The organism is Secundilactobacillus mixtipabuli (assembly GCF_002217925.1).
Taxonomy (GTDB): domain Bacteria; phylum Bacillota; class Bacilli; order Lactobacillales; family Lactobacillaceae; genus Secundilactobacillus; species Secundilactobacillus mixtipabuli.
The window spans coordinates 23,346-35,784 of the sequence record NZ_BCMF01000014.1 but is presented as its reverse complement, the minus strand read 5'-3'; the positions used below and the strand labels follow the sequence as shown (position 1 = coordinate 35,784).

At 39.3% G+C, this 12,439-nt stretch carries 9 protein-coding genes; 3 read left to right on the top strand and 6 right to left on the bottom strand.

The genetic code is table 11. From position 1 onward, the window contains the following. Positions 1-179 precede the first annotated feature (179 nt). The 4 genes from IWT5_RS11285 to IWT5_RS11270 all read right to left on the bottom strand — a co-directional run bounded on the left by IWT5_RS11285 (position 180) and on the right by IWT5_RS11270 (position 4,815). Entirely contained in the window at positions 180-1,526 is a 1,347-nt protein-coding gene (locus IWT5_RS11285) for a glucose-6-phosphate isomerase (protein WP_089110038.1), read from the bottom strand. An 83-nt stretch (positions 1,527-1,609) separates the two neighbouring features. Next, positions 1,610-2,461: a GRP family sugar transporter gene (locus tag IWT5_RS11280; RefSeq protein WP_089110037.1), complete on the bottom strand. Its 852-nt coding sequence runs from the start codon at positions 2,459-2,461 to the stop codon at positions 1,610-1,612. Between the two features lie 153 nt (positions 2,462-2,614). Beyond that, on the bottom strand, positions 2,615-4,075 hold the full coding sequence (locus tag IWT5_RS11275) for an ATP-binding protein (RefSeq protein ID WP_089110036.1): 1,461 nt from the start codon (positions 4,073-4,075) through the stop codon (positions 2,615-2,617). After that, on the bottom strand, positions 4,072-4,815 hold the full coding sequence (locus IWT5_RS11270) for a winged helix-turn-helix domain-containing protein (protein ID WP_089110035.1): 744 nt from the start codon (positions 4,813-4,815) through the stop codon (positions 4,072-4,074). The genes IWT5_RS11275 and IWT5_RS11270 overlap by 4 nt, the downstream gene beginning before the upstream one ends. 257 nt (positions 4,816-5,072) lie before the next feature. Here IWT5_RS11270 and IWT5_RS11265 point away from each other — a divergent pair, with 257 nt between their 5' ends. Beyond that, positions 5,073-5,846 (top strand): Cof-type HAD-IIB family hydrolase, encoded by a 774-nt coding sequence (locus IWT5_RS11265; RefSeq protein ID WP_089110034.1) that lies wholly within the window; start codon positions 5,073-5,075, stop codon positions 5,844-5,846. 984 nt (positions 5,847-6,830) lie between these two features. Here the strand turns inward: IWT5_RS11265 and IWT5_RS11260 are convergent. Continuing rightward, entirely contained in the window at positions 6,831-8,882 is a 2,052-nt protein-coding gene (locus IWT5_RS11260) for a glycosyl hydrolase 115 family protein (protein ID WP_089110033.1), read from the bottom strand. A gap of 1 nt (position 8,883) precedes the next feature. After that, complete coding sequence (locus IWT5_RS11255) at positions 8,884-10,485, bottom strand: MFS transporter (RefSeq protein ID WP_089110032.1); 1,602 nt, start codon at positions 10,483-10,485, stop codon at positions 8,884-8,886. 250 nt (positions 10,486-10,735) lie between these two features. On the opposite strand from IWT5_RS11255, the gene IWT5_RS11250 reads away from it, so the two are divergent. Both IWT5_RS11250 and IWT5_RS11245 read left to right on the top strand, forming a co-directional pair. Next, complete coding sequence (locus IWT5_RS11250; protein ID WP_225360283.1) at positions 10,736-11,593, top strand: helix-turn-helix domain-containing protein; 858 nt, start codon at positions 10,736-10,738, stop codon at positions 11,591-11,593. Between the two features lie 96 nt (positions 11,594-11,689). Then, complete coding sequence (locus IWT5_RS11245) at positions 11,690-12,349, top strand: GntR family transcriptional regulator (protein ID WP_089110031.1); 660 nt, start codon at positions 11,690-11,692, stop codon at positions 12,347-12,349. Positions 12,350-12,439 lie beyond the last annotated feature (90 nt).

Sequence of the window (12,439 nt, the reverse complement as noted above, 5' to 3'; positions counted from 1 at the left end):
CTTCCGAAAATTTAGAGTAAGAGTGCTTTATACCTTGCACATCAAAACTAAAAAAGTCCTAATCACAAAATAGTGATTAGAACTAATTTAAGAAATTTACCAACAACAGTTGTCAAAGAGCCAAAAAAATCCCATGATCAGCAATATTAGCCGATCGTGGGATTCTTATTAGCCTATTATTACAGGCGTTGGTTAAGCTTTTTACCCAATTCTTCAAAGCCTGGTTTACCAAGCAATGCGAACATGTTGGTCTTATAAGCTTCCACACCAGGTTGGTTGAATGGATTAATACCGTTTAAATAGCCTGAGATAGCAACTGCTACTTCAAAGAAGTAAATCAAGTAGCCAAGCGTATAAGCGGATTGATCAGGGATGTGGACACTCATATTAGGAACGTTACCATCAGTATGCGCTAAGGTAACACCTTGGAAGGCTTTGGTATTAGCAAAATGCATCGTTTCACCCTCAAGGTATTTTAGGCCATCCAGATTTTCTGCTTCTTTTGGAATATCAATATCATGATTTGGCTTGTCGATAAAGACAACCGTTTCCATCAGATTACGAAGACCTTCTTGGATGTACTGACCTAGTGAGTGCAAATCAGTCGAGAAGTTAGCTGATGAAGGATAAATGCCCTTCTCATTCTTCCCTTCAGATTCACCCATTAATTGCTTCCACCACTCAGCAAAATACTGCATGTTGGGTTCGTAATTTTCCAAGAGTTCAGTGGTGTAACCTTTCCGGTATAAAATGTTCCGGTAGGCTGCGTACTGATAAGCTTCATTCTTCGTTAAATCAGTATCAGTGTATTCAGCCATTGCATCAGCTGCACCAGTCATTAACTGATCAATGTCAGCGCCAGAAGCTGCGATTGGTAATAAACCAACGGCAGTCAGGACTGAGTAACGTCCGCCAACCCCGTCTGGAATAACAAAGGTTTCGTAACCGGCAGCGTCAGCTTCCTGCTTCAGAGCACCGCGTTTCTTATCCGTAGTCGCATAGATTCGGGCGTTGGCACCCGCTTCGCCATACTTTTCAATTAACCGTTCCTTGAAAATTCGGAAGGCAATTGAAGGCTCTGTCGTTGTGCCTGACTTAGAAATCACGTTAACTGAAAAGTCACGATCGCCAATCAGCTTAATGAGGTCATGAACGTACGATGGACTAAGTGAATTCCCCGCAAACAAAATCTGCGGTGCTTGACGCTGAGCGTCTGGCAAGTAATTAAAGAACGTTTCATGAAGGAAATCAATGGCCATTTTAGCACCCAAGTAAGAACCACCAATCCCAATAACAACTAACACCTTTGAATCAGATTGAATCTTTTTAGCTGCTGCCTTAATTCGAGCAAATTCATCTTTATCATAATCCTTAGGCAAAGTTAACCAATCCCGGAAGTCACTACCAGCGCCAGAACCCGTTTGTAGTTCTTCATCCGCTGCGTTAACTAACGCCTGCATTTCACCAAGTTCATTCTCGTGAACAAACTTATCAAGCTTTGATGCATCGAAGGAAATATGTGCCATCTAACTGTACCTCACTTTTATTTTGATAAACCCTATTATATACGATTTAACCGCAAAAATAAATGGACTATACCACAATTAAATTATTTTAATATTCCCAAAATTGCACTACCGATAATAACTAAGGCTGACCCAATAGTAATGTAAGCCATTTCACGTCCAGTCTTCTTCTCACCTAAAAGTAAGATACTACCGAAAGTCGAGATAATAATACCACTTTGTGCCAAAGAATAACTGATTGCTAACCCAACAGCTGGAATTGACATAAACATGAAGAAGTTACCAACACCCCATGACAAACCGGTGACCATGTTTTTGACCATCGGTTTACCAAACGGTTTATTCCGGGCGGCGAAAATTAAGGCACCAACCACCATACCGACAGATTGCGGTAAGAAGATGGCTTTAGAGTTGACGCCAGAGGAACTAACAATAACCGTGTAAAGTGTGTAGCCGATAGTTGAGAAAATTAAAGCACGGGCACCAGCGCCGGCATTATAGCCAGTTCGAGGAACACTAGCACGATCACGCAATGACGTAAAGACGATACCGACGATTAAAACGACCATGGCAATGGTGCCTAAAGTCAACATTCTAGTCGTTGTCCACTCATGAAATAAAAGAACACCTGCTAGGGTCGTACAAACGAGCTGCATACCTGTTGAAACTGGAATCGTTACCGAAATACCAATGGCTTTCATTGACTGAAATTGTTGAAATTGGCCTAATGCCCAAAACAGCCCTGATGCGATCCCAATCATCCAGACGAAACTGGTTAAATGGGGGTGAAAATAAAAAACACTAAAAATCCCAAAAATAAGAGCACCTAGCGTCATTCCTAGGGTTTGCTGGTATGAAGAACCACCCATTTTTCCACTAATCAATCCAATGCTTCCCCAGCAAAGTGCAGGGATTAAAGCTAACAGTACTGCCATGAAATTCACTCCGTTCTCTCTTACATACTTTAAAGCACTAATGAAAGCGCTTTATTCTCTTTTCATCCTTATTAGTGTACTAGATAATGGCCAAAAAAAAAAGGATTTTTTATTAAATCCTTCATTCTTAATCATTTTCTAAATAGAAGTTCATCATTTTGCCGGTTTTTTATCGGGAAAAATAATCGTAAACGTGGTGCCTTGATTGGGCTTACTGGTAACTTCGATTTTACCGTTATGCAATAAAACCAACTGATGGACAATGGCCAAACCCAAACCAGATTCACCGTACTTGGTATTTGTCCGAGACGGATCCGCTTTATAGAAGCGTTCCCAGATGTTAGCTAACTGTTTTTTGGTCATCCCAATACCAGTATCTGAAATCTTAAAAATTGTCTCTTGATAACCGCGTTGAGCTAAAATAACAATCTGACCATTTTCGGTAAACTGAATGGCATTTTGCGTAATATTAAACATGATCTGAACAAACCGGTCATAGTCTGCATAGACTTCAATATCGCTGCCCCCCTGAACGCTGATGTGATCGCTTTTGGCGGCGGCCTTTTGCGCTAATTGTTCAGCCATCCGATTTAAAGTATCAATGGCATTAAACTGTTGCTGATTTAAACTGATTTGATTATTGCGAATCTTTTCGTAGTCCAAATTCTCATTAACTAGGCGAATGAGTCGTTTAGTTTCATTTCTCATGAGATCAATGCTTTGGGCCTTGCTCTCTTCAGGAATTGCATCATAGGCTAAGCCCTCTAACAACCCGTTAATAGTGGTCAACGGCGTCCGCATTTCGTGAGCAGCATCTGCCATAAACTCCTTGCGGCGCTCTTCTTGTCGCTGAATTTCGATTTTAGATTCCTGTAAAGACCGTGCCATATTGTTAAAATCATTGGCCAGATCATCCACTTCATCGCGATTCTTACTTGGTACTTGGACGTTGTAATTACCGTTTGCAATTTGATTAGTTGCTCGCCGTATCCGATCAATCCGCAACGTCAAATAGCGTGCAATGAGAAAGGCCAAAAGCATTGCCACAAAACTTGCAACTAGTAAGGCCTTGGTTAAATTAGCATTGATTTTAGCAATGTTCGAATTGATGTTGGAAACGTAAGCACCCACCTTGACCACTGCCACAAGATGCTTTTGATGGTTATCATCCGTATAAAAATAAGGCTTTATGATGTCTGTCATTGCCGGCTCGACCTGCCCACCGGTAGCGTGGGTTTGATGATCTGCGACATTTTGAACAACTTTCCCCTGCTGCAATTTCTGCCAATCCGTTTCTTTGATTCTAGAAATATACACATTATCAGGAAAGATGGCGGTGTTTTCGCGGTTATAAATCGTGAAGTTAACCGACTGGTTACGTAACAGCACTTCACTATTTAACAATGATTCAGAATCAAAACTGACGTGCTGAGGATTGCTTGAGGAAACCCGAACAGATTGTTCAACCAAACTATTCGCATACTTCTCCAAGCTGGTCCAAGTATTTTGATAGACGTATTCCTTCGTCATGCTGCTAAATGACAGCCCTAGAAGAACTAATACAACTGCAATCATTGATAATAAGGCTAATAACTGCTGGTAGACCAGTTTCATGACTCGTCAGCTCCCGTGTCGTCAAACTTATAGCCGACCCCCCAGACCGTTTGGATAATTTGGGGACCGACTTTTTCAATCTTCTGCCGCAATTTTTTGATGTGGGCATCCACGGTTCGTTCATCACCATAGTATTCGTAATCCCAGACTAACTGTAGGAGCTGCTCACGAGAAAAGACCTGCCGTGGCTTTTGTGCCAGTGTCTTCAGTAAGTCAAATTCCTTAGGCGTTAAGTCATTGATCTGACTGCCATTCAGATAAGCTTCCCGAGTTTTACTATTTAATTGAAACTTACCCGTATCAATATCAAACTTTTCTTCCTCTTTTACTGTTGAGGCCGAAACCGACTCGTGATCCGTTACTTTACCACCGATCTTGGCGCGCCGATCTAATGCCTTGATTCTCGCAATCAGCGTAATCGGACTGAACGGCTTGGTAACGTAATCATCCGCTCCCATCTCCAGTCCGAGAACTTGATCACTTTCAGAATCCCGGGCCGTCAACATAATAATAGGAACCGTTGGTGAAATCTTACGAATTTCAGTGCTGACCTGCATCCCATCCATCTTGGGCAGATTTAGGTCTAAAGTAATCATGTCCCACTCATCAGGGCTTTCGTTGAACATCTGAACAGCTTGTTCACCATCGTAGGCGAAATAAGCGTCCCAGCCCTCTTTTTTAAAAAACATTTGCATCATTTCAGATACAGATTTATTATCCTCAACCATTAATATCTTCATTGTTGTATCCTCCGTCAATCACTGACCGCTTATACTGAAACTGATGCAGCTTACAGTTTTAAGTAACCGTTCTCATTATTAAATAATTGAATTTTCGTGTTTCTAATGTGCCACTTCAATAATTGATCCAGCAGGTTAATACTGTTAAATTATTATAACTGTTTTCATTATACTCGAACAGCGCGGTTCATCACAAATTGAATATAAGAATGTGCTACAATCGACATAATAAAGTAACTGGAAAGGTGTATTGATGTATGACAAAAGCAATCGTCTTTTTTGACCTAGATGGGACATTATTAAATGATAAAACGCAGTTAGATCCTGAGGTAATTGATGCAGTGTCACAGTTGAAAGCCAATGATATTTTACCCGTTATTGCAACTGGCCGAAATATTTTTGAAATCAAAAACGTCCTTCAGCAGACCCAAATTGACACTTTAGTTTCTGCCAATGGTGCGTTCATTGCCCTGCACGGCAAGCCAGTAGATGTGACAAAAATTTCCAAAGACGTCATTAAACGCTTAACCGCTCTTGTCAAAGATCACGACGATGCTTATGCCACATTGAATAATCAAACTGACCGGATCAACCGAATGACTGAAAACGTCAAAAAAGTCTACCACTATATTAATAGTCCAATTCCAATTATTGACCCAACCTTTTGGCAGCTTTACCCGGTTCACATGATGCTCATCATTGCAACAAAGGAAAATGACACCGATTACATAGATAGTTTCAAGGATCAATTAACTTTCTTCCGACAAACACCATACAGTATCGATGTTGTCGGCCCAGGTGTATCAAAAAAAGCTGGCATTAAAACACTCTTAGCACGGCCTGAATTTCAGGGTGTCCCCACCTATGCTTTCGGCGATGGTAATAATGACATGCCAATGTTTGATGTGGTTGATCACTCCATTGCAATGGGTAACGGACTGAAACACGTGAAAGAAGCCGCTGAATTTGTCACAACGGCAAATGTTGATCACGGCATTATCAATGGTCTCAAACATTTTAAACTGCTTTAATTAAAAAAACTGTGATTTCCAGCAAATGGAAATCACAGTTTTTTAATCTACCAGCTGAGAAGTTCTCGACTTTGATAATGCCAATAATTCAATATCATTCAATTTAATTTTATAACTTATCTTTCAGCCCGAATATTATCCCGTCATTACTTACATTTTGCAAATCAAGCCATAGCTCATTTCATATGGCAGGATCAGCGGCAATCTAGCACTTATCTTGTCAACTTACATCTGTTTTTCTTTTACATCTCGTTGGTAAAATGGCCTGCGTCTTGATTATTAAGGCTACCCACTATCAGAATGCTCTGAATGCACAACGCCTTGATAGATTAAGCAATTGTGTTCACTCAATCCGATTACAGCTCAATTTTGCTTCCTAATTGTTTTATATACCTGTCAGCTATGCAGTTAGTAGTTAAGTGTTGATATTTAAATATATAATTTCCGAGTTCAAAAATGGAATGCAATTTTGAACATTAACGGAAAATTCAAGATACCTTCTCTCAATAGTATCTACAACGATAAACACGGAAAACGTAAAATAAGCTTGTGTGAATCTCTGTATATTTATGAATGTTATCTGTTTTCTTCTCACATGAGTGAAGATGAAGTAGTGAAACAATAACTCAAACATTTTAAAGACATCTTCAAATCATAAAAAGGTGGCTCCACTACGATGAATATCGCAATGGAACCACACAGATGTCACAAAAATATAGTATTTCGCTCATTAACCTGACAGAGGGGAACTGCTAAGATCACGACTTTTTGACCGATTCCAACGAAAAATCCGATGAACTTACTGTAAAAATATCTGTGTAATTTCAGCAAACCCTTTCTATATTACAGTATCTTCACCAATACAGATTATCCTAGCTAGGTGTCCGACTTTGATCATTAGTAAATAATAGTCGAATTCTGAAAATTATTTAGTCGCGATATCCTAACTAAATGGTCCATTTTTGGATTCACTAACATACCCTACTATTGTTTTAAAATCAGAATTTCCCGTAACTTATCTGCTAACTTATCGTCTGAAAGCTCTCGACGAGTGGTCCACAGCGTCATGACTCGTGCTTCACTTGGTGTCTTAATAAACCGTCGTTCCCAATCATCCTCGTCGTCACTGTCCCCTAAAGTTCTCAGGTACTGACGTAAAAATTTTAACTTTTCAACTGACAACGGTACGTTATTGTAACCATCATTTTTGTAAAAGTCTCGCCATTTTTCAGATAAGTGATGTTCCTCAACAAAGACAATATTTGCTAGCGTTCGATAAGCATCGTCAACCAACAAAAATGGTTTCAAGTAGTCGTCTGGACTCGTCGCTTTTTGAGCTGTTTGGTAGGCTTGGATGACAGCAGCAAGTGCTGTTAGTCCCTGTGCCTGGTTAACAACACTAATATAAAAGTCACCGTATAACATTCTAGCATCGGCCGAATCGAGTGTTAGCATTGTTTGACGAACTTTTAGTAATAGCTGTTGCCAATCTGCAAGTTTCGGTTGAATCATAGCATCAACCTTAATTAACGCTTCATCCATATCAACGTCGCCAACCAACCAATTTGTATCTGGTAGCTGATTTGCATGCCCAACCCAGGCTTTCACGATACGACGAATTAAGTACGGCGCTAACTCATCACCGGCAGTTTCATCTGTATGCGGACCGTATTGAACAATGGCATCCCAGTATTTAAGATACAATTCCGTTAAATTTACATGTTGTTCACTATAGTAGGTATTGACATATTCTGAAACGATTTCATGATCTGTTCGTGGCTGATAATCTTTTAACCAAGCCTTAGAAACCTCTCGCAAGTATAAAATATGAGGTTTGATACTACCAGTGTTAATCAGCTCCAGTGTGTCCATGTGATGGTCGCTGACTTTTGCAAGTTCAGCAGACACAAAACTTGGTCGATTTGATAACAGTCCTAAAAAGTTTGACGCTTGCAAATCATGAAAAGCAATGTGATAGTATATTCCGCGTTTATGTTGTTGTGGATTAGGCACCGAAAATACTGGCGATCGTGGATTGTCTTGGAATTGACGTCTGGAAACCATCTTACCGTAGCCGCTATCGGCCCAGATTTCAATTACGTCACTCGGCAGTTTCAATAGTCCACTATTATACATTGCTGTCACTTCGCCATAGATGTTAATAGCGGTGGGTGCCCCAGGATCCAATTGTTGAACCATTTCGTATTGTTCTTTAATAATTTGATTGATGACATCTGCTTTAGCTTGCTCTGTCCACACCCGACTGTCATCGTCTAACCAAAATGGCTTATCACCCTGACCGCGAAATCCTAAACTATAGATAGTTGAAGTCCCTTTCTGTTCCATGATGGCTTTTTGCCATAAGTTTCGGAATAATTCTGGGTATTTAACAAATGAAGCTGTTAAGTTAGGATATTCTCGGGCAAACATTTCTGCCCCTAATGGTTCCGCATGGTGTTGAGCAATCATCAATCCAAAGGCTTGCGCTGGTAATCGATTTAGTCGTGAGTTGATATCGGTTCCTGGGACGATAACGTTGCAACCAGCTCGAACGGCAGTTTCAAAAATTCGTTGCCAAACGTAGGTATTTGAATCATGATCCTCCCACCCCATAATCAAGAGTTCGTCATTAACAAACCAGCCACGATATGGAACTTTATAGTCTGGTAAGCTTAGCGCGAATCGTGTCCAATTAATGACTTCGTGTATTGCAATTGGGGTATCAAGCCAATACCAGAAATCATCAATTTTCAAAATTTCTCTTGAGACAGCTACGGCGCCATAAAGTACACCCAAGGCTGTGCTAGCCGTAATCGTTACTTGACGATCATTGTCATAGTTAATGTGATATTGGTCGCCACTTAATGATCCTTTGGAATCGAGTCTTAATAAAATTTGATTTTCAACATCATCTTTAGTTGTTACTCGATCTATGTCACGTTGTAAAATCATCTGTGCATTTTTTAAAACCGGATTCGTTAAATCATCAGCGACTACATGTGTTGAATGAGAAATTGTAAATGCCTGTTTAGTCACTCTACTCACCTACTTCATTTTTTTGATCATTCTTTTTCCAAACAGAAATTGAATCGTACTTAACTCCAGTTAAATCCTCACAAATAGCTTTAGTTTTAGGTTCGACATCTTTCATACTGCCACCGTTCTGAAGTCGCGTTAATTCGGTTGCAAGCACCGTGAAAGTTTTCTTACTTAAGTGGAACCGACTGGCAAAGAATAGAGCGAGCAATATCATGATGCCCACACCACCCGAAACGAGAAAAATAATCATGTGGATGGCACTTTGCGGTTGCGTAATCGCCCCACTAGTTGATTGCCGGAAGCCAGCAAAATCAAGCATGTAACCAGCAACAACTGCTGCCAACCCTTGGCTGATTTGATTGATAAATGTCATAACTGAAGCAAATAATCCAGATCTATTCTTACCTGTAATTAAAGTATCTAGATCAGGAATAAATGGGAAAATGTTCCAAGGAACAAAGTACAAAATTGACAAACCAACTTCGTAGAGTAACATACTTAAAGTCAACCACGTCATAACAGATGATGGTTTGGTAAAGGCGATAACACTCCAGCCAATCGCGCTAATCACAATTGATGTGTATCCGAAGGTGTAGATTGCGCGAGGTGAGTATTTGGTGATTAAGAACCCAGCCACTAACGTTATTGGTAGCGCAACGATGTTTAAACTCTGCAAGAATCCGGACGTACTGGTTGATTTTCCGATAACATACACGATGTAGTACACGAACGCGTTCGAAAATAAAATTGTTGCAAAGTAGGAACTGAGATAGATCCCCATGTGGATTCTGAAGCTCTTAATTTTAAAGGTTGAAAAATAATTTTTGATTTCGGCCTTTAGACTGCTGTTCCCACCATTTTCCCGAATACGTTCTTCATCAATCATCTTAGCTTCTTTTTTAGAAACGAAATGTTCCCAGGTCGATTGATAAGTGATAAATATCAAGAAGAAAGTTACTCCAGAAAATAGACATTGCATGACAAGATATGGAATTGGTGAGGTTTGTGGCCAAAACTTAAACAATTGGGCAGGTACCAATTGCACCAGCATGTTCCCAATACCAGTGATAAACATACGAGTAGTTGACATTTTAGTCCGCTCGTTATAATCCTTCGTCATTTCATTTGGTAGGGTTTCCCAAGGAATCTGAAGAACTGACATCAGTACCGTCGTAATTAGATAGGTGATTAAATAATAGATGTAACTCATGTTGGCAACCCACATTGTGATTGCGATCACAACTGCCGGTGCGGCAATCAAAATAAACAGGTGCCGGCGACCGAATATTCGGCCAATCTTAAGTTTGTAAATACTATCTGAAATATTTCCCATAACCAACGAAGCGATTGCATCAGCCACTCGCCCAATCAAGAAGATTGAAGCCCCTTGAGCGGCACTCAAACCACAGAAAGTGGTGTAGAAGAACATTAGCCATGCACCGACAATGCCTTGCATTGAGATACTGAAGAATGAAAATACCCCGAATCCTAACGACCGACCTACGCCGATTTTTCCTCTATTTTGATAAATCTTCTTCGATGCATATTCATCCCAACCGTCGTGAACTACCGGTCGTTTTTTATTATTTTGTGAGTCCATTGTAGCTGCTCCTTTCAATCTACATAATTAACCTCTATTTAAGACGTTTTCTGGTGCTGTATAGCTATCAACTCCCTTTTGTCGTTTAGTAAGTAAAGGTTAGCAATGATCATTCACTTTATAAATGTAGGCCTACATTTGATATACTAATATATTTACTAAACGATAACTATTGTGTACAATGATAATTGTAAGCGTTTTATATAAACTAATCTTTGCGAATCTAACCCAAAATATTGCAGAAAGGGACGTGAGTGAATTGCTGAACAAAATGTCTTTACCAATTGATGGCACATTAACTCAAGATATTGTTTGCTATCATAATCAGGATAGTCAACACGACAGTCCTCTTCACCAGCATAGCAATCACTTTGAACTCTATTTATTTATTTCAGGTGATGTTACCTTTTTTACTGATAATGCAGCTTACTCCATGCGGCGCGGTTACTTAGTTGCCATTCCACCACATCGTTGGCATCGCTCATTTACCAATGGTAAAACCACTTATGACCGAATTTTTTTAAATATTCGAACGAATCTCGTTTCAGAACTTTCCAGTGACCTAACGGACTTATCTAGTTGTTTTCAAACCAATCAAGATCAGGAGGTATCAATCTTAAAACTAACAGCCAATGAATTGAATCATTTTATCGATTTAAGCCATGAGCTAATTACCGTTTTAAGATCTAACAACTATGGTTCTGACATTCAGAGAAAAATTATTTTATCACAAATTCTATTGTTGGCAAATACAGCTGGCAATGCTCAGAATAGCGAAAAAGATAATATCATTCCAATACAGTTACAGCAAATGATTGATTTTATAGATGTCAATCTAGCAAATAATCTGAGTTTGAGCAGTTTCAGTCGGCAATTTTTTATGAGTGCAACTTACCTTAATCGCTATTTTAAACGTTACATGGGCCTTTCGCTGCACAACTATATTATTGAAAAACGCATCGAATTGGCAAAACAACTTCTTTTTGATGGTGAGACGGTTGCAAATACTTGTGATCAATGTGGATTTGGCAATTATAGTAATTTCATTCGCTCTTTCACTAACCATGTAGGAATTTCGCCTGGTCGTTATGGTAAAAAAATTCATTGATATCATCCTAATCATGACTGCCATTAAGTCTCAATGAATCTCAAAATGGTATAATGTATATTAGAATATCAATTCTGAACTGAGCGAGGTAATTCAATGGCAAACTTGCAAGATTACGCATATAACACGATTTTAACTGAAATTTTGGCTTTAAAACTTACCCCCGGGGAGCGGATTCAAGAACAGTCTATTATGGACCACCTCAATATTAGCCGAACTCCCGTAAGAGAAGCAATTTTGCGACTAAAAATGAACAATTTGATGAGAACGGTCCCTCAAAGCGGTACGTATGTCACTAAGATTAGTCTAACGAGTGCACTTAACGCACGTTTTGTCCGACAGAATGTTGAAAAAAGTATTGTTTTTGAAGCATGCGATATAATGAGTGCTGAAAATATTTTAGATTGTGAAACAATTATTGATAAACAGAAGCTAGCAGCTAAAAACCATGATGTTGATGTATTTTTTAATTTAGATAATGACTTTCATAAATCGTTTTATAGTATCTCTCATCGCGGCGAAATATGGGAATGGATCCATGCAATTTCCCTTCAACTAAATCGATACCGATATCTAAGGCTGAAAAATACTCAGTTACCCTGGAAATTGCTGATTACGCAACATTCAGACATTCTAGCCGCAGTTAAGAATCATAATGGTCCACAAGCTGAAAAACTTGCTTTTGATCACTTAAGGTTGATGCTGGACGAAAAGAGTACCCTTGTTACACAATTTCCTGACTATTTCGAAGATTAGTATACAGCTAACAATAATTCAAAAAAGGTTAATCTCCACTAGTTACCACTTGTGAAAATTAGCCTTTTTTGAATTTAATACATTAATATA

Coding starts and splice junctions, on each gene's coding strand:
- IWT5_RS11285 (WP_089110038.1), bottom strand. CDS start 1,526: ATGGCACATATTTCCTTCGATGCATCAAAGCTTGATAAGTTTGTTCAC.
- IWT5_RS11280 (WP_089110037.1), bottom strand. CDS start 2,461: ATGGCAGTACTGTTAGCTTTAATCCCTGCACTTTGCTGGGGAAGCATT.
- IWT5_RS11275 (WP_089110036.1), bottom strand. CDS start 4,075: ATGAAACTGGTCTACCAGCAGTTATTAGCCTTATTATCAATGATTGCA.
- IWT5_RS11270 (WP_089110035.1), bottom strand. CDS start 4,815: ATGAAGATATTAATGGTTGAGGATAATAAATCTGTATCTGAAATGATG.
- IWT5_RS11265 (WP_089110034.1), top strand. CDS start 5,073: ATGACAAAAGCAATCGTCTTTTTTGACCTAGATGGGACATTATTAAAT.
- IWT5_RS11255 (WP_089110032.1), bottom strand. CDS start 10,485: ATGGACTCACAAAATAATAAAAAACGACCGGTAGTTCACGACGGTTGG.
- IWT5_RS11245 (WP_089110031.1), top strand. CDS start 11,690: ATGGCAAACTTGCAAGATTACGCATATAACACGATTTTAACTGAAATT.